The 21,190-nt window shown below is 67.2% G+C and carries 22 protein-coding genes; 7 read left to right on the forward strand and 15 right to left on the reverse strand.

Annotated features, from left to right (window positions below):
• Positions 1-27: 27 nt before the first annotated feature.
• The 9 genes from OH686_RS09105 to OH686_RS09145 all read right to left on the reverse strand — a co-directional run bounded on the left by OH686_RS09105 (position 28) and on the right by OH686_RS09145 (position 9,155).
• A complete protein-coding gene (locus OH686_RS09105) occupies positions 28-1,203 on the reverse strand; it encodes a D-alanyl-D-alanine carboxypeptidase family protein (RefSeq protein WP_289537934.1) in 1,176 nt (391 codons plus the stop codon).
• A gap of 91 nt (positions 1,204-1,294) precedes the next feature.
• Entirely contained in the window at positions 1,295-2,305 is a 1,011-nt protein-coding gene (locus OH686_RS09110) for a septal ring lytic transglycosylase RlpA family protein (protein ID WP_502942783.1), read from the reverse strand.
• Complete coding sequence (gene mltB, locus OH686_RS09115; protein WP_502942784.1) at positions 2,302-3,318, reverse strand: lytic murein transglycosylase B; 1,017 nt, start codon at positions 3,316-3,318, stop codon at positions 2,302-2,304. The genes OH686_RS09110 and mltB overlap by 4 nt, the downstream gene beginning before the upstream one ends.
• Entirely contained in the window at positions 3,315-4,463 is a 1,149-nt protein-coding gene (gene rodA, locus OH686_RS09120) for a rod shape-determining protein RodA (RefSeq protein ID WP_289537938.1), read from the reverse strand. Before rodA ends, mltB begins: the two co-directional genes overlap by 4 nt.
• Positions 4,460-6,385, reverse strand: a complete 1,926-nt coding sequence (mrdA, locus tag OH686_RS09125) for a penicillin-binding protein 2 (protein ID WP_289537940.1) — start codon at positions 6,383-6,385, stop codon at positions 4,460-4,462. The genes rodA and mrdA overlap by 4 nt, the downstream gene beginning before the upstream one ends.
• Positions 6,386-6,395: 10 nt before the next feature.
• Positions 6,396-6,863, reverse strand: coding sequence for a 23S rRNA (pseudouridine(1915)-N(3))-methyltransferase RlmH (rlmH, locus tag OH686_RS09130; protein WP_279866299.1), 468 nt, complete (start codon positions 6,861-6,863; stop codon positions 6,396-6,398).
• A 9-nt stretch (positions 6,864-6,872) separates the two neighbouring features.
• Positions 6,873-7,232 (reverse strand): ribosome silencing factor, encoded by a 360-nt coding sequence (gene rsfS, locus OH686_RS09135; protein ID WP_137975051.1) that lies wholly within the window; start codon positions 7,230-7,232, stop codon positions 6,873-6,875.
• 7 nt (positions 7,233-7,239) lie between these two features.
• Positions 7,240-7,890: a nicotinate-nucleotide adenylyltransferase gene (gene nadD / locus OH686_RS09140; RefSeq protein WP_289537945.1), complete on the reverse strand. Its 651-nt coding sequence runs from the start codon at positions 7,888-7,890 to the stop codon at positions 7,240-7,242.
• Positions 7,890-9,155, reverse strand: a complete 1,266-nt coding sequence (locus OH686_RS09145; RefSeq protein ID WP_137975053.1) for a glutamate-5-semialdehyde dehydrogenase — start codon at positions 9,153-9,155, stop codon at positions 7,890-7,892. The genes nadD and OH686_RS09145 overlap by 1 nt, the downstream gene beginning before the upstream one ends.
• 172 nt (positions 9,156-9,327) lie before the next feature.
• On the opposite strand from OH686_RS09145, the gene OH686_RS09150 reads away from it, so the two are divergent.
• A complete protein-coding gene (locus OH686_RS09150; protein WP_289537948.1) occupies positions 9,328-10,023 on the forward strand; it encodes a DNA-3-methyladenine glycosylase in 696 nt (231 codons plus the stop codon).
• 2 nt (positions 10,024-10,025) lie between these two features.
• A complete protein-coding gene (locus tag OH686_RS09155) occupies positions 10,026-11,342 on the forward strand; it encodes a bifunctional DedA family/phosphatase PAP2 family protein (RefSeq protein WP_289537949.1) in 1,317 nt (438 codons plus the stop codon).
• Positions 11,343-11,431: 89 nt separating this feature from the next.
• Here OH686_RS09155 and OH686_RS09160 read toward each other — a convergent pair whose 3' ends face one another.
• The 3 genes from OH686_RS09160 to OH686_RS09170 are packed head-to-tail and all read right to left on the reverse strand — an operon-like array spanning position 11,432 to position 13,108.
• Positions 11,432-12,022, reverse strand: coding sequence for an LON peptidase substrate-binding domain-containing protein (locus tag OH686_RS09160; protein ID WP_289537951.1), 591 nt, complete (start codon positions 12,020-12,022; stop codon positions 11,432-11,434).
• A 10-nt stretch (positions 12,023-12,032) separates the two neighbouring features.
• Complete coding sequence (locus OH686_RS09165) at positions 12,033-12,743, reverse strand: LrgB family protein (RefSeq protein WP_289538901.1); 711 nt, start codon at positions 12,741-12,743, stop codon at positions 12,033-12,035.
• 2 nt (positions 12,744-12,745) lie between these two features.
• Complete coding sequence (locus OH686_RS09170) at positions 12,746-13,108, reverse strand: CidA/LrgA family protein (RefSeq protein ID WP_289537953.1); 363 nt, start codon at positions 13,106-13,108, stop codon at positions 12,746-12,748.
• A 162-nt stretch (positions 13,109-13,270) separates the two neighbouring features.
• On the opposite strand from OH686_RS09170, the gene OH686_RS09175 reads away from it, so the two are divergent.
• The 4 genes from OH686_RS09175 to OH686_RS09190 all read left to right on the forward strand — a co-directional run bounded on the left by OH686_RS09175 (position 13,271) and on the right by OH686_RS09190 (position 16,843).
• Complete coding sequence (locus OH686_RS09175) at positions 13,271-13,726, forward strand: MaoC family dehydratase (protein ID WP_137975058.1); 456 nt, start codon at positions 13,271-13,273, stop codon at positions 13,724-13,726.
• Between the two features lie 83 nt (positions 13,727-13,809).
• Entirely contained in the window at positions 13,810-15,522 is a 1,713-nt protein-coding gene (locus tag OH686_RS09180; protein WP_289537956.1) for a C13 family peptidase, read from the forward strand.
• 68 nt (positions 15,523-15,590) lie between these two features.
• A complete protein-coding gene (locus OH686_RS09185; RefSeq protein ID WP_137975060.1) occupies positions 15,591-16,232 on the forward strand; it encodes an oxidoreductase in 642 nt (213 codons plus the stop codon).
• On the forward strand, positions 16,232-16,843 hold the full coding sequence (locus tag OH686_RS09190) for a class I SAM-dependent methyltransferase (protein WP_289537958.1): 612 nt from the start codon (positions 16,232-16,234) through the stop codon (positions 16,841-16,843). The genes OH686_RS09185 and OH686_RS09190 overlap by 1 nt, the downstream gene beginning before the upstream one ends.
• Here OH686_RS09190 and OH686_RS09195 read toward each other — a convergent pair whose 3' ends face one another.
• The 3 genes from OH686_RS09195 to mpl form a co-directional block, all read right to left on the reverse strand.
• On the reverse strand, positions 16,844-17,137 hold the full coding sequence (locus OH686_RS09195) for a YceK/YidQ family lipoprotein (protein ID WP_289537960.1): 294 nt from the start codon (positions 17,135-17,137) through the stop codon (positions 16,844-16,846). It abuts the gene before it with no gap.
• Positions 17,137-17,769, reverse strand: coding sequence for a flavin prenyltransferase UbiX (gene ubiX / locus OH686_RS09200; protein WP_289537962.1), 633 nt, complete (start codon positions 17,767-17,769; stop codon positions 17,137-17,139). Before ubiX ends, OH686_RS09195 begins: the two co-directional genes overlap by 1 nt.
• A 146-nt stretch (positions 17,770-17,915) precedes the next feature.
• Positions 17,916-19,268, reverse strand: a complete 1,353-nt coding sequence (gene mpl / locus OH686_RS09205) for a UDP-N-acetylmuramate:L-alanyl-gamma-D-glutamyl-meso-diaminopimelate ligase (RefSeq protein WP_289537964.1) — start codon at positions 19,266-19,268, stop codon at positions 17,916-17,918.
• 384 nt (positions 19,269-19,652) lie between these two features.
• Here mpl and OH686_RS09210 point away from each other — a divergent pair, with 384 nt between their 5' ends.
• Positions 19,653-21,140 carry an amino acid permease gene (locus tag OH686_RS09210; protein WP_289537966.1) on the forward strand — a complete coding sequence of 496 codons (1,488 nt, stop codon included), beginning with the start codon at positions 19,653-19,655 and terminating at the stop codon, positions 21,138-21,140.
• The last annotated feature ends 50 nt before the right edge of the window (positions 21,141-21,190 follow it).

Consider the following 21,190-nt stretch of genomic DNA (forward strand, 5'->3'; position numbering starts at 1 on the left):
GTCTTTCAAGGCCGCCAAGACGACTCTTTAGTTGAACAGTCCGTAGAAGAACAGGCGGATGCTATCCCACAGGCGGCGGAAGAAACCACCCTCCTCCACCGGCTCCAGGGCGATCAGGTCGGCGCTGTGCACCACCTCGGCGCCGAGCTTGACCTCGACCTTACCGATCACATCGCCGGTCTTGAGCGGGGCCACCAGCTGCGGCTCCAGCACCATGCTGGCCTGCAGCTGCTTCACCTGGCCCTTGGGCAGGGTCAGGCTGAGGTCCTGGGCCAGGCCGGCCTTGACCTGGCGGGTGGTGCCCTTCCAGACCTGGGCCTGGGCCAGCTCCTGGCCCGCCTTGTAGAAGGTCTGGGTCTCGAAGAAGCGGAAGCCGTAGGTCAGCAGCTTCTGGGTTTCGGCGGCGCGGGTCTTCTCGCTGTCGGTACCGAATACCGAGGTGATCATGCGTGCACCTTCGCGCACGGCGGAGGCCACCAGGCAGAAGCCGGCTTCCTCGGTGTGGCCGGTCTTCAGGCCGTCGACGGTGCTGTCACGCCACAGCAGCAGGTTGCGGTTGCCCTGCTTGATGTTGTTCCAGAAGAACTCCTTCTGCGAGTAGATCGCGTAGTGTTCCTTGTCCTCGTTGATGATGGCGCGGGCCAGGATGGCCATGTCGTGGGCGCTGGAGTAGTGCTCCGGGTGCGGCAGGCCGGTGGCGTTCATGAAGTGCGAGTTCTTCATGCCGAGCTTCTCGGCGGTCTCGTTCATCATGTCGGCGAAGGCGTCTTCGCTGCCGGCGATGTACTCGGCGATGGCGATGCTGGCGTCGTTGCCGGACTGGATGATGATGCCGTGCAGCAGGTCATCCACCTTAACCTGGCTGTTCAGCGGCAGGAACATGGTGGAACCACCGGACGCGGCGCCGCCGGTGCGCCAGGCGTGCTCGCTGACGGTGACCAGGTCCTGCTCGCCGATCTTGCCCTTGCGGATTTCCAGGGTGGCGATGTAGGCGGTCATCAGCTTGGTCAGGCTGGCCGGCGGCAGGCGCTGGTCGCCGTTGTTCTCCACCAGCACCTTGCCGCTGGCGCCGTCCATCAGCACGTAGGACTTGGCGGCCAGCTGCGGCGGCGAAGGAATGGCCGAGTCGGCGGACGCGGCGAGGGGCGCGGCCAGCAGGGTGACGAGCAGTGAAAGGCGTTGGGCAAAGCGGGCGATGTTCATCCGTCTCTCTGAAATAGCTATTCAACAATGGCACAGGCGGGCCGAGGCCCGCCTGCATTCACCGCCGCCCTTGCGGGCGACGCACGAAGTTCTAGTCCGGCCTGACCAGGGCGGGATCGCCGAGGTTGGCCAGGCGCACGCTGTCCTGCAGCTGCAGGGCCTCAGCCTGGGTTTCGACCGGCCCCAGGCGTACCCGGTGCAAGGTCTGCTGGTTGCGCACCACCGAGCTGATAAACACCTTGGCAGGCACCGTTTGGCTCAGCTTGGCCCTGAGGAGCTCCGCAGCGTCCGGATTGGCGAATGCGGCCACTTGGAGATACAGGCCAGATGCTGCGGGCGAAGCGTTTTTTTTTACGTCGATCTGCACCGGCAGCACGGCGGCTGCATGCTGCGCCGGCGGCGGAGTGTACTGCTCGATCGGCTGGCTCTGGGCCACTGCCACAGGCTCGGCGACGGCTGGCGCACCCTGGCTGGCCATCTTCGGCTGCGCCAGCACCATCGGCACCGGACGGCCCTGGGCGGCCCACCACTCGTGGGGGTCGATGCCCTCGACCTTAACCCGGGCGGTGCCGCTCTCGGCATAACCGAGTTTCTTCGCGGCGGCGAAGGACAGGTCGATGATGCGGTCGGAGTAGAACGGACCACGGTCGTTGACCCGCAGGATCACGGTCTTGCCGTTGTCCAGGTTGGTCACCCGCACGTAGCTCGGCAGCGGCAGGGTCTTGTGTGCCGCGGTCATGCCGTACAGGTCGTAGGCCTCGCCGTTGGCGGTGGCCTGGCCGTGGAACTTGGTGCCATACCAGGAGGCGGTGCCGGTGGCCAGGTAGCGGCGGCTGTCACGGATCGGGTAATAGGTCTTGCCCATCACCGTGTAGGGGTTGGCCTTGTAGTTGCCGTAGTGCGGCATCGGCACGGCGTCGGGGATGCGCGACACATCGACGTCCCACCAGGGCGCGCCGTCGCGGTGCGGGCGACTGTAGTCGCCGGGTCCGGAGATCGGCTGGGAGCCCGGTGCAACCGGCTGCGGCGCGCGGTTGTTGGAGCAGCTGACCAGCGCTAGCCCGAGGGCGGTGACGGTCAGGGTACGCAGGACGGACTTCAAGGACGACCCCGCTTGGCGACCAGCTCGCCGGACAGTTGATGGACGGCCATGGCGTACATGGCGCTGCGATTGTAGCGGGTGATCACGTAGAAGTTGGGCAGGCCCATCCAGTATTCCTGACCTTCGGCGCCGTCGAAGCGGAAGGCGGTGACCGGGATGTCGTCGCGCAGCACGTCGGCGCTGGTCCAGCCCAGGGCACGCAGCTCGCCGACGTTCTTCACCGGGTCGAGGCCCTGGGTCAGACCGCTGTCGGCCTGTTCACCCTTGACCTGGGCGCGGCTGACCACCGGCTCGCCGGTGGTCCAGCCATGGCGCTTGAAGTAGCTGGCGACGCTGCCGATGGCATCCACCGGGTTGGTCCAGATATCGATATGGCCGTCGCCGTCGAAGTCCACGGCGTAGGCGCGGAAGCTGCTCGGCATGAATTGCGGCAACCCCATCGCACCTGCGTAGGAGCCCTTGAGGGTGAGCGGGTCGACCTGCTGCTCGCGGGCCAGGATGAGGAACTCGCGCAGCTGCTGGCAGAAGAATTCGGCGCGCGGCGGGTAGTCGAAGCACAGGGTCGACAGCGCATCGAGCACGCGCCAGCTGCCGGTGTTGCCGCCGTAGAAGGTCTCCACGCCAATGATCGAGACGATCACCTGGGCCGGCACGCCGTATTCCTGCTCGGCGCGGGCCAGGGCCTCGGCATGCTTGTTCCAGAAGTCCACGCCCTTGCTGATGCGCGCCTCGGTGATGAAGATCGGCCGGTATTCCTTCCACGGCTTGACCTTCTCGGCTGGGCGGGAGATGGCGTCGAGGATCGCCTGTTTGCGCTCTACCTGGTCGAACAGCCCGGTCAGCTGTTCGGCGGCGAAGCCGTAGTCGCGGGTCATCTCGCCAATGAACTCGGCGACCTGTGGCGAACCCTGGTATTCCCCGGCGGCCTGGACCTGGCCGGCCACGCCGAGCAGCGCCACCATGGCCACTCCCCAGCTGCGCATTGCTTGCTTCAAATTCTGCACTCTTGTCATGCCTGGGCGATCCACTTGCGGTGTGTCTGGATCGCCATCAAAACCCCAAACCCAGACAGTAGCGTCACCAGATGGGTTCCGCCGTAGCTAATAAAGGGCAGGGGCACCCCCACCACCGGCAACAGGCCACTGACCATGCCGATGTTAACGAATACGTAGACGAAGAACGTCATGGTCAGGCTGCCGGCCAGCAACTTGCCGAACAGCGTCTGCGCCTGCGCGGTGATCACCAGTCCCCGGGCGATCAGCAGCATGTAGACGAACAGCAGGATACACACCCCGACCATGCCGAACTCCTCGCTCAGCACGGCAATGATAAAGTCCGTGTGGCTTTCCGGCAAAAAATCCAGGTGCGACTGGGTGCCGAGCAGCCAGCCCTTGCCGAAGACTCCACCCGAGCCAATGGCGGCCTTGGACTGGATAATGTTCCAACCGGTACCCAGCGGATCGCTCTCCGGGTCGAGGAAGGTCAGCACCCGCTGCTTCTGGTACTCGCGCAACACGAAGAACCACATGCCCACCGCGATCGGCGCCACCGCCGCCACGGCGCCGATGATCCAGCGCCACTGCAGGCCGGCCATGAACAGCACGAAGGCACCGGAGGCGAGGATCAGCAGAGCGGTGCCCAGGTCCGGCTGTTTCAGGATGAGCACGAACGGCACTAGGATCAGCACCAGGCTGATGGCGATGTGCTTGAGCTTGGGCGGCAGGTTGTGCCGCGCCAGGTACCAGGCGATGGTCGCCGGCATGATGATCTTCATGAATTCCGAGGGCTGGAAGCGGATCACCCCGGGAATGTTGATCCAGCGGGTGGCGCCCATGGCCGTATGGCCCATCACCTCCACCGCCGTGAGCAGGCCGACGCCGGCCAGGTAGGCCAGCGGCACCCAGCGCGCCATGAAGCGCGGCTCGAACTGGGCGATGACGATGGCCGCCACCAGGCCGATGCCGAAGGAGGTGCCCTGTTTGATCACCAGATCCCAGTTCTTGCCGCTGGCCGAATACAGCACGAACAGGCTGCCGGCACACAGCACCAGCAGGATCAGCAGCAGCCAGCCGTCGATATGCAGACGTTGCAGCAGGGTGGCGCGGCGCTTGAACACGTCCTCATCGGAGATGCTGCGGTCGAATTCCTGGCGTTTCATCGCTGCGCACTGGCCTCTTCGGTTACCGGTACCGGCGGGCGGTACTCGGGTTTGAGCTGGCCGTCCGGGCCGAGCAGCCAGGCATCCATCACCTGCTTGACCACCGGCGCGGCGACGCCGGAGCCGGATTCGCCGTTCTCCACCATCACCGCCACGGCGATCTTCGGCGCCTCGGCCGGGGCGAAGGCAACGAACAGAGCGTGATCGCGGTGGCGCTCGTGGACCTTGCTGCGGTCGTACTTCTCACCCTGCTTGATCGCCACCACCTGGGCCGTACCGCTCTTGCCGGCGATGCGGTAGACGGAAGTGGCGCCGACCTTGGCCGCGGTGCCGCGCGGGCCGTGCATCACCGCCTCCATGCCCTGGCGGCCGTAGTCCCAGAACTTGTCGTCGCGCAGCAGTATGTCCGGTGGCGTCTCCACCCCGTCCATGGCGCCATCGGCCATCAGCTGCTGCGGCGTCTGCCCCTCGGCGGTCTTCAGCAGGTGCGGGCGGATCCACTTGCCGCGGGTGGCCATCAGTGAGGTGGCCTGGGCCAACTGCAGCGGCGTGGTCTGCATGTAGCCCTGGCCGATGCCGAGGATCAGCGTCTCGCCCGGGTACCAGGCCTGGCGGTAGCGCGCGCGCTTCCACTCGCGCGAAGGCATCAGCCCGGCGGTCTCCTCGAACATGTCCAGGGCCACCTTCTGGCCCAGGCCGAAGCGCGTCATGTATTCGTGCAGGCGATCCACGCCCATCTTGCGGGCGAGGTCGTAAAAGTAGGTGTCGTTGGAGCGCATGATGGCGAACTCCATGTTCACCGAGCCGTCACCCAGGCGGTTCCAGTTGCGGTACTTATGGCTGTGACCCGGCAGCTGGTAGTAGCCGGGATCGAACACCCGGGTCTGCGGGGTGACCACTCCGGCGTCCAGGCCGGCCACCGCGACCATCGGCTTGATGGTCGAGCCCGGCGGGTAGAGGCCGCGCAGCACGCGGTTGTACAGCGGCCGGTCGATCGAGTCGCGCAGTTCGGCATAGGCTTGGAAGCCGATGCCGGTGACGAAGGGGTTGGGGTCGAAGCTCGGCAGGCTGACCATCGCCAGCACGTCGCCGGTGGCCGGCTCGATCGCCACCAGCGCGCCGCGACGGCCGGCCAGGGCCTTTTCCGCGGCCTCCTGCAGGCGCACGTCGAGGCTCAGGGTCAGGTCCATGCCCGGAGTCGGGTCGGTACGCTTGAGCACCCGCAGCACGCGGCCGCGAGCGTTGGTCTCGACTTCCTCGTAGCCGACCTGGCCGTGCAGCAGGTCCTCGTAGAAGCGCTCGATGCCGGTCTTGCCGATATGGTGGGTGCCGGCGTAGTCGGTGGGGTCGAGCTCCTTGAGCTCCTTCTCGTTGATCCGCCCGACATAGCCCACCGAATGGGCGAAGCGCTCCTTCTGCGGGTAGTGGCGCACCAGCTGGGCACTGACCTCCACCCCGGGCAGGCGGAACTGGTTCACCGCGATACGGGCGATCTGCTCCTCGGACAGCTCGAACAGCACCGGTACCGGCTCGAACGGCCGGCGGCCCTGGCGCATGCGCTTCTCGAACAGGGCCCGGTCGTCCGCGGTCAGTTCCAGCACTTCGACTATCACGTCCAACGCCTGCTGCCAGTCGCCGGCGCGCTCGCGGGTCAGGGTCAGGCTGAAGCTGGGGCGGTTGTCGGCGATGATCACTCCGTTGCGGTCGAAGATCAGCCCGCGGGTCGGCGGGATCGGCTGCACGTGGATGCGGTTGTTTTCCGCCAGGGTGGTGTGGTGGTCGTACTGGATCACCTGCAGGTAATACATGCGCGCCACCAGCACGCAGGTCAGCAGCAGCACCGCCACGCCACCCACGACCACGCGCCGTCGCACCAGGCGGGCGTCTTTCTCGTGGTCCTTCAGGCGAATGGGTTGCGGCATCGACTACTGCTTACTTGTGATACGGGTGGCCGGACAACACGGTCCAGGCCCGGTAGATCTGCTCGCCGACCAGGATGCGCACCAGCGGGTGCGGCAGGGTCAGCGGCGACAGCGACCAGCGCTGCTCGCTGCGTGCGCACACTTCCGGCGCCAGCCCCTCGGGGCCGCCGACCATCAGGTTGACGGTGCGCGCATCCAGGCGCCAGCGTTCCAACTCGGCGGCCAGCTGCTCGGTACTCCAGGGCTTGCCTGTGACCTCCAGGGTCACGATGCGTTCACCGGCCTGTACTTTGCTCAGCATCGCCTCGCCCTCCTGACGAATCAGGCGGGTGACGTCGGCGTTCTTGCCGCGGGTGGTCAGCGGAATCTCCACCAGCTCCAGCGGCAGCTCGGATGGCAGGCGTTTGACGTACTCCTGCCAGCCCTCCTCCACCCAGCGCGGCATGCGCGAGCCGACGGCGATCAGCTTGATACGCACGAGGCGGGCTTACTCGGCCGGGTCCTGGTGCTGCGCGCGGCTCTGCTCGGCGCCCTGCCACAGGCGCTCCAGGTCGTAGAACTGGCGGGTAGCGACCTGCATCACGTGGACGACCACGTCGCCCAGGTCGAGCAGGGCCCACTCGCCGCCATCCAGGCCTTCGTTGCCGATCGGGCGCACGCCCTGCTCCTTGACCTTCTCCAGCACTTCGTTGGCCATCGATTTGACGTGGCGGCTGGAGGTACCGCTGGCGATCACCATGAAATCGGTGACGCTGGTCTTGCCGCGTACATCGATGGTGGTAATGTCGGCGCCTTTCATGTCTTCCAGGGCCGCGACGGCGACCTTGACCAGTTCTTCGTTTTGCATCGTTACCTCATGAATCGTTTTTCGCACGGTACAGATCGTGCGCATGGATATAGGCCAATACGGCGTCGGGCACCAGAAAACGCACCGAACGCCCTTGTGCCAGCAACTGGCGAACCAGGGTGGCAGACACCGCCAAGGGCGTCTGCCAGATGAAACTGATCTGCCCGCCCGGCCCCGAGAGGTCGTGCGGGTCGGTCACGCTGCGCCCGGCGAGCAGGTCGCGCAGCGCCTCGGGCGGCTCGCTGTCGGCATCCGGCCGCTGCAGCACGAGGATGTGGCAATGCCCTAGCAGCTCCTGCCAGCGATGCCAGGTGGGCAACCCACAGAAGGCATCCCAGCCCAGCAGGAGAAACAGCTGATCGTCCGCCGCCAGCTCGCCCCGCACCGACTCCAGGGTGTCGTAGGTGAACGACGGCTTGTCGCGCTTCAGCTCGCGGTCATCGACCGTCAGCTTCGGCTCGCCGGCCACCGCCAGCTCGACCATGGCCAGACGCTGCTCGGCCGTGGCCTGCGGCGCCTCGCGGTGCGGCGGACGGGCGCTGGGGATCAGCCGCAATTCGTCCAGGGCCATGAACTCGGCCACTTCCAGCGCCCCGCGCAGGTGGGCGACATGCACCGGGTTGAAGGTGCCGCCCAGGATGCCAATACGTCGCGCCATCAGGTACGGATGTGCCCGTCGCCGAACACCACGTATTTCTCGCTGGTCAGACCGTCCAGACCAACCGGGCCGCGGGCGTGCAGTTTGTCGGTGGAGATGCCGATCTCCGCGCCCAGGCCGTACTCGAAGCCGTCGGCGAAACGGGTCGAGGCGTTGACCATCACCGACGCGGAATCGACCTCGGTGAGGAAGCGCCGGGCATCGCTGAAGTTTTCGGTGATGATCGCGTCGGTGTGCTGCGAGCCGTACTGGTTGATGTGCTCGATGGCCGCGTCCAGCGACTCGACGATGCGAATGGCCAGGATCGGTGCGTTGTACTCGGCGTACCAGTCGTCTTCCGTCGCCTCCAGCACGTCACCACCCAGCAGCGCGCGAGTGGCGGCGTCGCCGCGCAACTCCACGCCCTTGTCGCGATAGATGGCGGCCAGCGGCGGCAGCACGCGGGCGGCGATGCCGGCATGCACCAGCAGCGTCTCCATGGTGTTGCACGGCGAGTAGCGCTGGGTCTTGGCGTTGTCGCAGACGCGGATGGCCTTGTCGAGGTCGGCGGCGCTGTCCACGTAGACATGGCAGACGCCGTCCAGGTGCTTGATCACCGGCACCTTGGCGTCGCGGCTGATGCGTTCGATCAGGCCCTTGCCGCCCCGCGGCACGATGACGTCGACGAACTCGGGCATGGTGATCAGCGCGCCGACGGCGGCGCGGTCGGTGGTTTCCACCACCTGCACGGCGCTGGCCGGCAGGCCGGCCTCGGCCAGGCCGAGCTGGATGCAGCGGGCAATGGCCTGGTTGGAATGGATGGCCTCGGAGCCGCCACGCAGGATGGTGGCGTTGCCGGACTTCAGGCACAGGCTGGCGGCGTCGATGGTCACGTTGGGACGCGACTCGTAGATGATGCCGATCACGCCCAGCGGCACGCGCATCTTGCCCACCTGGATGCCCGACGGCAGGTAACGCATGTCGCGGATCTCGCCGATCGGGTCCGGCAGGGTGGCGACCTGGCGCAGGCCTTCGATCATCGAGTCGATCACTTTCGGCGTCAGCGCCAGGCGATCGACCATGGCCGGCTCCAGGCCATTGGCGCGGGCGGCGGCCAGGTCCAGCTCGTTGGCGGCGGTCAGCTCGGCGCGGGCGGCGTCGAGGGCATTAGCGGCGGCCTGCAGGGCGCTATTCTTCTGCGCGGTGCTGGCCCGGGCGAGCACCCGCGAGGCGGCGCGCGCGGCGCGGCCCAGGCGGGTCATGTAGTCGAGCACGGACTCGGTCATGGTCGGCGGAGGTCTGGCAGTTGGAAAAAGTGGCTGATTATAGCGGGCGCACCCCGCCGCGCCCAGCACTGCCGGGCGGATGGTGCAACCCGTGCAACATCGCGGAACAAGATTCACGGCCAGTGCCGGCGGGCATTGCTAAGATCGCGCCTTTTCCCGCCCCGGATCGCCGATGATCGCCCTGCCCTGGCCCGCAGCCGCCGCGCTGCCCGACAGCTTCTTCGACCGCGACGCCCAGCTGCTCGCCCGCGCGCTGCTGGGCAAGGTCATCCGCCATCGCCACCGGGGCCACTGGCTGGCCGCGCGCATCATCGAGACCGAGGCCTACTACCTGGCCGAAAAGGGCAGCCACGCCTCCCTCGGCTACACCGAGAAGCGCCGCGCGCTGTTTCTCGATGGCGGGCATATCTACATGTACTACGCCCGCGGCGGCGACTCGCTGAACTTCAGCGCCCAGGGCCCCGGCAATGCGGTGCTGATCAAGTCGGCCATGCCCTGGCTGGATCAGCACTGCGCTGATGATGCCCTGCAGCGCATGCAGGCCAACAACCCCGCCACCGGCGGCGACCAGCGCCACCCGGAGCGCCTGTGCGCCGGCCAGACCCTGCTGTGCAAGGCCCTCGGCCTGCGGGTGCCGGAGTGGGATGCGCAGCGCTTCGATCCCGAGCGGTTGTTCGTTGAGGACGTCGGCCAGCGCCCGGCGCAGGTGATCCAGACCACCCGCCTGGGCATCCCCAAGGGCCGCGACGAGCAACTGCCCTACCGTTTCGTCGACTCCGGCTACGCCCGCCACTGCACACGCAACCCATTGCGCCGTGGCCAGGTCGAAGGTCGCGACTACCTTCTGCTGAACCCCGAGGAGCTGTAAGTATGAGCGAATGGTTCGCGACCCTGTCGCACTGGCTGGAGGCCAATCCGGAATGGCTGGGCCTGACCATCTTCCTGGCCGCCTGCCTGGAATGCCTGGCCGTGGCCGGCATCCTGATTCCCGGCACCGTGCTGCTGTTCACCCTCAGCGTGCTGGCCGGCAGCGGCGCCCTGGGCCTGAGCGAGACCCTGCTGCTGGCCTATGCCGGCGGCCTGCTCGGCGATGCGATCTCCTACGGCTTGGGTCGGCGCTTCCACCAGGGCATTCGCGGCCTGCCGGTGCTGCGCGACCACCCCGAGTGGCTGGGCGGCGCCGAGCACTACTTCCAGCGCTACGGCGTGGCCAGCCTGCTGGTCGGCCGCTACATCGGTCCGCTGCGGCCGATGCTGCCGCTGGTGGCCGGCATGCTCGACATGCCCGTGGTGCGCTTCTTCCTGGTCAGCATGCTGGCCGCCGCCGGCTGGGCCATCGCCTACATCCTGCCGGGCTGGGCCACCGGCGCCGCCATCCGCCTGCCACTGCCGGAAGGCTTCTGGAGCGCGGCCGGCATAGTCGCCGCCGGTGTCGGCCTGATGCTGGTGGTGCTGATCCTCAGCAGCCTGCGTGAACAGCGCTGGACCGTGCCGACGGCGGCCGTCTCCAGTGCCGTCCTGTTGCTGGCCCTGCTGATCGGCATTCCCCATCTCGACGCGCTGGATCAGGGCCTGATCGCCCTAGTCCAGGAACACCGCAGCGCCAGCGTCGACAGCCTGGCCATACTGATCACCGGGCTCGGCGATTTCCGCACCCAGGTGGCGGCCGGCGTGCTGGTGACCCTGCTTCTGCTGCTGTCGCGCAGAGTGCACGCGGCGATATTCCTGGGCAGCTGCACCCTGTTCACCGCCCTGGCCACCACCGGACTCAAGCAACTGTTCGCCCGCGCCCGCCCGGACGTGCTGCACCAGCCGCTGGAAACCTTCAGCCTGCCCAGCGGCCACAGCTCGGCGGCCTTCGCCTTCTTCCTCGCCCTGGGCGTGCTGGCCGGCCGCGGTGCCACGGCGCGCACGCGCCTGACCTGGCTGGTGGTGGCCAGCCTGCCGGCACTGAGCATTGCCGCCTCGCGGGTCTATCTGGGCGTGCACTGGCCGACCGATATCCTCGCCGGCGCCCTGCTGGCCGGCAGCGTGTGCGCCGCCAGCCTGGCCTGGCTGCAGCGCCGTGAGCCGATGCGCCCACTGGGTGCGCGAGTCTGGTGGCTGGTTCTGCCCGCCACCCTGGCCCTGCTCGGCGGCGTAAGCGCCTGGGCGCTGCCGGAGGCGATCCAGCAGTACCGTTACTAGACGTAGGGTGTACACGCCGCAGGCAGTAGACCTGGTGGCATAGCGTGGTGGATTGTCGCTTCGCTCCGAATCCACCCTGCGGGATCTGCCTACGCGGTCATCTCGCCCTGCAGTTGGTCGAGCAGCACCTGGACCTGCCCCAGGCGGCGCAGCGGGTCGTCCAGCTGCAACAGCTGCAGCTTCTGCTCGGTGGCGAACGGCAGCAGGTAGGCCAGCTGATTGGCCAGGGCCTGCTGGCCGGCAACCACGCCGCCCATGGCCAACCCGGCCACCAGCGGGTGTTCGGCCAGCGCCGCCAGCAGCGCGGCCAGGTCGGCGTGCTCGGCCAGCAGTGGCGCATCGTCCGGCTCGTCGAGCCAGTCCACCGCGGCCAGGGTCAGCTGGTCCGCCTGCACCTCGATCTCACCCACGCGAAAACGCCGGCCGCCCTCGACACGGATGCCGAGCAGGCCGTTGGAGCGCTGCTGGAAGTCGCGGATCAGCGCCTCGCAGCCCAGCGCCGAGAAGCGGCTGGCCGCCTCGCCGACTTCCCGGCCTTCGAGAATGGTGACCACGCCGAAGCCCTCGCCGCGCTTCATGCAGGCGCTGACCATGTCCAGGTAGCGCGCCTCGAAGATCTGCAGATCGAGGATGCAGCCGGGGAACAGCACGGTATTGAGGGGGAACAGCGGATAACTCATGAACAACTCCTCAGGCGACCAGGACCACCACCAGCGGCAGCACCACGGCGGTCAGCATGCCCATCAGGCTCATGGCCAGGGCGGCGAAGGCGCCGCTCTCCTCGCTCTCCTGCAGGGCCCGCGCCGTGCCCACGGCATGCGCGGTGATGCCGAGGGCCATGCCCTGGGCGGCCGGGTGACGCACACCGATGCGACGCAGCAGCTCCGGCCCGCACATGGCGCCCAGCATACCGGTGATCAGCACGAACACTGCGGCCAGGGCCGCCACGCCGCCGATCTGCTCGGCCACCAGCATGGCGATGGGCGAGGTCACCGACTTCGGCGCCAGGGTCATCAGCATCATGCGCTCGGCGCCGAAGGCCCAGGCCAGCGCTACGCCCAGCGCGGTGGCGAAAGCGCCGGCCACCAGCAGGGTGATCAGCGTCGGCCAGAACAGCTGGCGGATGCGCTTGAGGTTGAGAAACAGCGGCACGGCCAGGGCCACGGTAGTCGGGCCGAGCAGCACGCTGAGCAGGAAGGTGCTCTCGCGATACTCCTGGTAGGTCAGCCCGGCCGCCAGCAGCACGCCGATCAGCACGGTCATCGACACCAGCACCGGCTGCAGGAACACCCAGCGGGTGCGCTCGTAGGCGGCCAGCGCCAGCTGGTACACGGCCAGGGTGATGCCGACGCCGAACAGCGGATGGTGCACCACCGCCTGCAGCGCGCCGTGCCAGTCCAGGCTCATGGGCGCTCCTGGCGGCGCGCCTGGCGCTCGATCAGCTTCTGCATCAGCCAGCCGGCGAACAGCATGGAGATCAGCAGGGACAGGCCCAGCGCACCGGCCAGGGCCCAGAAGTCGGCGGCGATCTGCTCGGCATAGACCATCACCCCGACTGCCGGCGGCACCAGCAGCAGCGGCAGGTAGCGCAGCAGGCCGGCGGCGGCCTCGGTCATCGGCTCGCCCACCTCGCCGCGCAGCAGGAGGAACCCGAACAGCAGCAGCATGCCGATGATCGGCCCCGGCAACATGGGCAGGAACAGGGCATTGAGGGCGGTGCCGAGCAACTGGAACAGCACCAGCCAGGTCAGGCCGCGAAGCAGCATGCAAGAGACTCCGGCTGCAAAAAGACGGCCATTATAGGCACGCCTGAGGGTGCGCCATAAACCACGACTTTCGGCTTGACCCACCCCCGCAGCCCATGCTGTTCTAGGGCCAGCCTGGTTCATCAAAAACAACAAATAACCGCGCATCCTCAAGGAGGATCTATGCCGCTCGTACCCGTAGCACAACTGCAAGACTATGTAGGCAAGGAACTCGGACGTTCCGAATGGCTGACCATCGATCAGCAACGCATCAACCAGTTCGCCGAATGCACCGGCGACCATCAGTTCATCCATGTCGACCCGGTCAAGGCCAAGCACACCCCGTTTGGCACCACCATCGCCCACGGCTTCCTCAGCCTGTCGCTGATCCCGGTGCTGATGGAAAAGCTCATGCTCGCGCCGGAAGGCCTGAAGATGGCGGTCAACTACGGCCTGGACAGCGTGCGCTTCATCCAGCCGGTCAAGGTCGACTCGCGGGTACGCCTGGCCGCCAAGGTGCTCGACATCACCGAGAAGCGGCCCGGCCAGTGGCTGTTCAAGGTAGAGGCCACCCTGGAGATCGAAGGCGAGGAAAAACCCGCCTACATCGCCGAGTCGCTGTCGCTGTGCTTCGTCTGATCTGACCGGCATCGCAGAAACGGGGCGCTCAGGCGCCCCGTTTGCATTGCGCGCTGGCATACTCGGCGCATGCCCAGACCAGGATGTCCGCCATGCTTCGCCGCCTAGCCCCACTTTCCCTCGCCCTGCTGCTCGCCGCCTGCGGCGATGGCGAACCCCTGCTGCCGCCCGATGCCGTGCTGCCCGATGGCGGCCGCTATCGCGGCGAGGTCATCGACGGCCGTCTGCAGGGCGAGGGCCGCATCGACTACGCCAACGGCACCTACTACCAGGGCCGCTTCAAGGATGGCCTGCTCGAAGGACCCGGCGAATGGCACGGCGGCAGCGGTGAGCGCTACAAGGGCGACTTCCACCTCGGCCTGTTCGAGGGCCAGGGCGAATTCGTCTACGGCGACGGCACCCGTTACCAGGGCGGATTCAAGCAAGGCAACATGCACGGCGAAGGCCACCTGCAGCAGGGCGGCGTCAGCTACCGCGGAGAGTTCCGCGACGATCGCTACCACGGCCTCGGCACCCTCGAATGGCCGGATGGCAGCAGCTACCAGGGCCGCTTCGTGCGCGGCGAGCCGCAGGGCGAGGGTGTGCGCAAGAACGCCGAGGGCCAGTTCAGCGGCACCTTCAAGAACGGCATGCTGCAAGGCGAAGGCAGCTACCAGGGTGAAGACGGCGAGCGCTACAGCGGCGGCTTCCGCAACGACCTGTTCCATGGCAAGGGCCGCTACCAGAACGGCGAAGGCGAAGTCTGGAGCGGGCACTTCGAGAACGGCGGGCTGACCGGCAAGGGCGAATTCCGCGGCGCCGACGGCCGCCACTACGAAGGTGAGTTCCGCCACTGGCAGTTCCACGGCAAGGGCAAACTGAGCCTGGCCGACGGCAGCGTCTACCAGGGCCAGTTCGCCAACGGCCAGTACGCCGGCGCGGGCGAGCTGACCGCGCTGGACGGCAGTCGCACCTCGGGCACCTGGCGTGGCGGCGAGCTGATCCGCCAGGCCGACGGCGCGGCCCGACCGGACCCGCTGGAACTCGGTCTGCTGCAGCAGGGTCAATTGTTGCAACAGGCGCTGGATGCCCTGCCAGCCTCCACCCCGGCCGTCGAGCTGTACAGCCTGACCCTGGCCGGCGACGGCAAGCAGAGCGTGTTCCTGCGCGAGGCCGATTACGTCAGCAAGCTGCTGCGCGAGCGCTTCGGCGCCCGCGGCAACGTCACCCTGATCAACCATCGTGACCACCTGGCAGACCGCCCGCTGGCCACCCGCGAGAGCCTGACCCGCGCCGTACAGGCGCTGGCCGAGCGCAGCGGTCCGGAGGACCTGGTGTTCCTCTACCTGACCAGCCATGGCTCGAGCGACCATCAACTGAGCATCGACCAGCCGCGCCTGCAGCTGGCCGATCTGCCGGCCAGCGAATTCGCTGCGCTGCTCGAACCCTTGCGCGACCGCCACAAGGTGGTGGTGATATCGGCCTGCTATTCGGGCGGTTTCATTCCGCCGCTGAAGAATGACAAGACCCTGGTGATGACGGCGGCCAGGGCCGATCGGGTGTCCTTCGGCTGCTCCGAGGAGAACGACTTCACCTATTTCGGCCGCGCGCTGTTCGCCGATGCGCTGAACGAGACCGACGACCTGAGCCGCGCCTTCAAACTGGCCAAGGCCAAGGTCGCCGAACGCGAGGAGGCCGACGATTTCGAGCCTTCCGAGCCGCAGCTGTGGGCACCGCAGGCGGTGCTGGAACACTGGAAACGGCTGCGCAAGCAGCAGGCCGAGCAGGCGCTGACCGCAGCGACGAGAGTTCAGTAATTGGCGATCAATTTCAGGACGCTTCTGCCGATTCGCTCTAAGCTGATAAGTAACAGCGGAGGACCAGCATGTACCTGACGCCCCAGCACATACTGCTCGCCGGAGCTACCGGCCTCACCGGCGAACACCTGCTCGACCGCCTGCTCAGCGAGCCGACCATCAGCCGCGTGCTGGCCCCCAGCCGCAGCCCGCTGGCCGAGCATCCCCACCTGGACAACCCGGTCGGCCAGCTGCGCGATCTGCTGCCGCAGCTCGACGGGCAGATCGACGCGGCCTTCTGCTGCCTGGGCACCACCATTCGCCAGGCCGGCTCGCAGGAGGCCTTCCGCGCCGTCGACCAGGAGCTGGTGCTGGCCTTCGCCCGCCGCGCCCGCGAGCTGGGCACCCGCCACCTGCTGGTGATCAGCGCCCTGGGCGCCGATCCAAGCTCCTCGGTGTTCTACAACCGGGTCAAGGGTGAAACCGAGGAAGCGCTCAAGGCGATGGACTGGCCGCAGCTGACCATCGTCCGCCCGTCCCTGCTGCTCGGCCCGCGCCGCGAGTTCCGCCTCGGCGAGCGCCTGGCCGCGCCGCTGTTGCGCTGGATCCCCGGCAAGTATCGCGGCATCGAGGTCGCCGCCCTAGCCCGCGCCTTGTGGCGCCTGGCGCTGGAGGAAAACGACGGCATTCGCATCGTCGAATCCGACGAACTACGGCGCCTCGGGCGCTGATGAAGTTCTACGACGAGAAGATCCTGCCGCGCCTGATCGACTTCGCCTGCGGCATGGGCCAGGTGATGAAGACCCGCGCCCAGGTCGTGCCGCTGGCCGAAGGCCGGGTACTGGAGATCGGCATCGGCACCGGCCTCAACCTGAGCTTCTATGACCGCGCCAAGGTCAGCGCCATAGTCGGCGTCGACCCGGCCGCGCAGATGCAGACCCTCGCCCGCCAGCGCGCCGCAGGCATCGGCATCCCGGTGGAGATGGTCGCCCTCGAACTGGGGCAGATCCAGGCCGCCGATGCCAGCTTCGACAGCATCGTCTGCACCTTCACCCTGTGCACCATCCCCGATCCACTGGCCGCGCTGAAGGAAATGCGCCGAGCGCTGAAACCCGGCGGCAAGCTGCTGTTCAGTGAACATGGCCGCGCGCCGGATGCCAAGGTGCGTGTGTGGCAGGACCGCATCACTCCGCTGTGGAAGCCGCTGGCCGGCGGCTGCCACCTCAACCGCGACATCCCCGCCCTGCTCGCCGCCGGCGGCTTCCAGATCAGGGAAGTGCAGAGCAGCTACCTGCCGGGCCCGCGGCCGATGACCTGGGTCTGGCGCGGCTGGGCCAGCTAGTCAGTTGCCGCCGCTGACGCCGAGCCCAATCCCCAGCTCGGCGGCCACGGCGAAGGGCAGCAGCAGGGTTTCCAGCAACGCGGCGAACGGCAGGTCGATACCGGCGTACTTGGGCGCCTCGGCGCCGAAGCGATCCACCGGGCAGCAACCGCCCTGCAGCGAATACCAGTCCAGACGGGTGCCGGAATAGATGATCGGCGCACCCGGCTTGGCCGCGTCCAGGGTGCGCACGCTGGCGCAGCCGGGCAGCAGCGCGCAGAACAGCAGCACGCTGCCGTAGAGATAGGTTTTCATCAATCGTCGCCGCTGATCAGGTGATGCTCGCCCCAGCGCGGCAGCATGTCCTGGGGAATGCCCAGGCAGTTGAGAATGCGCGCCACGACGAAGTCGATCAGGTCGTCCAGGGTCTGCGGCTGGTGATAGAAGCCGGGCGAGGCCGGCAGTATGGTCACGCCGAGATTGGACAGCTTGAGCATGTTCTCCAGGTGGATGCTGGAGTACGGCGCCTCCCGCGGCACCAGGATCAGCTGGCGGCGCTCCTTGAGCACCACATCGGCGGCGCGCTCGATCAGGTTGTTGCAGGCGCCGGTGGCGATGGCCGACAGGGTGCCGGTGCTGCAAGGCACCACCACCATGGCGGCGGGCGCGCCGGAGCCGGAGGCCGGTGGCGCCATCCAGTCTTCCTTGCCGTAGACGCGGATCTGCCCAGGCGCCGCGCCGGTGTATTCGCTGAGGAACTGCTGCATGGCCTGGGGCTTGGCCGGCAGGGTCACGTCGGTCTCGGTGGCCATCACCAGTTGCGCGGCCTTGGAGATCAGGAAGTGCACCTCGCGGTCTTCCTGTACCAGGCAGTCGAGCAGGCGCAGGCCGTACTGGGCGCCAGAGGCGCCGGTCATGGCCAGGGTGATGCGTTCGGGGCCGTTCATGAAGTCTCCTCGGAAACCCGGTTGATGCTTTATATCTCCCCTCTCCCTCCGGGAGAGGGGCCGGGGGTGAGGGATGTTTCAGACCACTGCGAGCCACCTGCGCCCCCCTCACCCCAACCCTCTCGGAGGGAGAGGGGGTCAACCATCTACTCAGCCAGCGCTTCCGCCAGCTTGCCATGCAGGCCGCCGAAGCCGCCGTTGCTCATGATCACCACCTGAGCGCCAGGCACCGCGTGCGCCTTCACACCTTCGATGATGGACTCCAGCGAATCGCAGACCTGGGTCGGCACGCTGGAGCCGGCCACGGTGGCAGCCAGGTCCCAGCCCAGATTGGCCGGCGCGTACCAGAACACCTGGTCGGCCTGCACCACGGAATCCGGCAGGCCGTCACGGTGGGCGCCGAGCTTCATCGAGTTGGAGCGCGGCTCGATCACGGCGATCACCGGCGCGTCGCCGACGCGCTTGCGCAGGCCGTCGAGGGTAGTGGCGATGGCGGTCGGGTGGTGTGCGAAGTCGTCGTAGATGGTCACGCCCCTCACTTCCGCGACCTTCTCCATGCGCCGCTTGACGCTCTTGAAGGAAGACAGCCCGGCGATACCCAGTTCCGGCACCACGCCAACGTGGCGCGCGGCGGCCAGGGTGGCCAGGGCGTTGGCGACGTTGTGCTGGCCGGTCAGCTCCCACTCCACGGTGCCTTCGACCTTGCCGTCGAACAGCACCTCGAAGCGCGAACCGTCGTCGCTGAGCAGGCGCGCCTGCCACTGGCCGCCAACGCCGGTGGTCTGCACCGGGGTCCAGCAGCCCATCTTGACCACCCGCGCCAGGGCCTCTTCGGCCTGCGGATGGATGATCAGGCCCTCGCCCGGCACGGTGCGCACCAAGTGGTGGAACTGCCGCTCGATGGCCGCAAGGTCCGGGAAGATGTCCGCGTGGTCGAATTCCAGGTTGTTGAGGATCGCCGTGCGCGGGCGGTAGTGGACGAACTTGCTGCGCTTGTCGAAGAAGGCGCTGTCGTACTCATCGGCCTCGACCACGAAGAACGGCGTGCCGCCCAGGCGCGCGGACACCCCGAAGTTCTGCGGCACGCCGCCGATCAGGAAGCCCGGGCTCATGCCGGCATGCTCCAGCACCCAGGCCAGCATGCTGGTGGTGGTGGTCTTGCCGTGGGTACCGGCCACACCCAGCACCCAGCGCCCCTGCAGCACATGGTCGGCCAGCCACTGCGGGCCGGAGACGTAGGGCAGGCCCTGGTTCAGCACGTACTCCACCGCCGGGTTGCCGCGGCTCAGGGCGTTGCCGATCACCACCAGGTCGGGGGCCGGCTGCAGGTGCTCGGGCAGGTAGCCCTGCATCAGCTCGATGCCCTGGGCTTCCAGTTGGGTACTCATGGGCGGGTAGACGCTGGCGTCGGAGCCGGTGACGCGGTGCCCCAGCTCCTTGGCCAGCACGGCCAGGGAGCCCATGAAGGTGCCGCAGATACCGAGAATATGGATGTGCATCGATGACCTCGAAAAGAACCGGGAAGCCCCGGCAGAACTGGCCGCAGGGTAGCACAGGGCGGCACCTGACAGGCTGCCGTACCGCCCCGCGAAATCTCGACTAGAGTGTCAGGAGTCTCGGAACACCGGGACGGCATGAGGTTCCTCGTCGTTCATGCCCGCAAGCTGTCAGCGACCGGATGTCCGTCTGCGCTTCGATCTCGCCGGGAAACTTTCCCGGCATCCGGGGGAGCAACAAACCCGCCATGCGCGCATGGCTCTCGAGCCCGTCCGGGCTTCTCCTCCGTGCATCCTCCCGCTGTCAGCCGCTGTGCTCCATCCCGTTTCAAGCAAGGCCGCAATTCCTACAAGAACCCGAGCCAACGCGAAATGCAGGAGAGGACCATGAAGCAGCAATCGGGAGTCAGTTACACCACGGTCGACAAGAGTTACTTCGAACAACGCGGCCTGCGCCGCTATGCCGGCGTCTGGTCACTGTGGGCGCTGGGAGTCGGCGCGGTGATCTCCGGCCATTTCTCCGGCTGGAACTTCGGCCTGGCCAATGGCTGGGGCAGCATGCTGATCGCCGCCATCATTATCGCCATCATGTACCTGGGCCTGACCTTCTCCCTGGCGGAGATGTCACCGGCCCTGCCCCACACCGGCGGCGCCTATTCCTTCGCCCGCAGCGCCATGGGCCCCTGGGGCGGCTTCCTCACCGGCCTGGCGGAGAACGTCGAGTACGTGCTCACCCCGGCGGTGATCGTGTTCTTTATTGGCAGCTACATGGGCAGCATCTTCGGCACGCCCAGCGAGTACCAGCCGCTGTGGTGGATCGGCTTCTACGTGGTGTTCATCTGGCTCAACGTGATCGGCGTGGAGCTGTCGTTCAAGGTCACCCTGGTGGTCACCCTGCTGGCGCTAGCCTGCCTGGTGGTGTTCTGGATCAGCGCCCTGCCGCACATCGACTTCGCCCGCTTCGCCATGAACGTCGGCCCGGGCGGCGTCGAACTGCCGGAAGGCAATGGCCCGTTCCTGCCCAACGGCCTGCTCGGCGTGCTGGCGGCCATGCCCTTCGCGGTCTGGCTGTTCCTCGCCATCGAGCAGCTGCCGCTGGCGGCGGAAGAGTCGGTCGACCCGAAACGCGACATGCCCAAGGGCATCATCCTCGGCATGTTCACCCTGATCCTCTCGGCCTTCATGATCCTCTGGCTGAACCCCGCGGTGAGCGGCGTAGGCGCCCATGCCCTGGGCTCCTCCGGCGAGCCGTTGCTGGACGGCTTCAAGGCCATCTACGGTGACGACATCGCCAAGCTGCTGGCCCTGGTGGCGGTGCTCGGCCTGGTGGCCAGCTTCCACACCATCATCTTCGCCATGGGCCGGCAGATCTACTCGTTGAGCCGCGCCGGCTACTTCCTGCCGCAATTCTCGATCACCCATGGCCAGCGCAAGACGCCGCACGTGGCCATGCTGATCGGCAGCCTGATGGCGCTGGCGGTGATGATGACCCTGTGGTTCATCTTCGGTGAGGAAAAGGGCGGCGCGGTGATCGGCGGCACCCTGCTCAACATGGCGGTGTTCGGCGCCATGTTTTCCTACTTCATGCAGGCCCTGTCGTTCATCCTGCTGCGGCGCAAGATGCCCGACATCGAGCGCCCCTACCGCAGCCCGCTGGGCGTGCCCGGCGCCGTGCTGACCATGCTGATCGCCGCCGTGACCCTGTACTTCCAGCTCACCGGCGATCCGGCCTACACCCTCGGCGTGTTCTGGGTGGCCGTGTGGTTCGCCATCGGCATCACCTACTTCGCCATCGTCGGCCGCCATCGCCTGATCCTCTCGCCAGAAGAGGAATTCGCCATGGAGCAGCGCGAAAAAGACAAGACCAATAACTGATGAGCCCCGGCCGCGCCGGCAGGCGCGGCCACTTTTTCCGGAGACCAACG

This window comes from Pseudomonas sp. SO81, from assembly GCF_030374125.1.
GTDB lineage: Bacteria > Pseudomonadota > Gammaproteobacteria > Pseudomonadales > Pseudomonadaceae > Aquipseudomonas.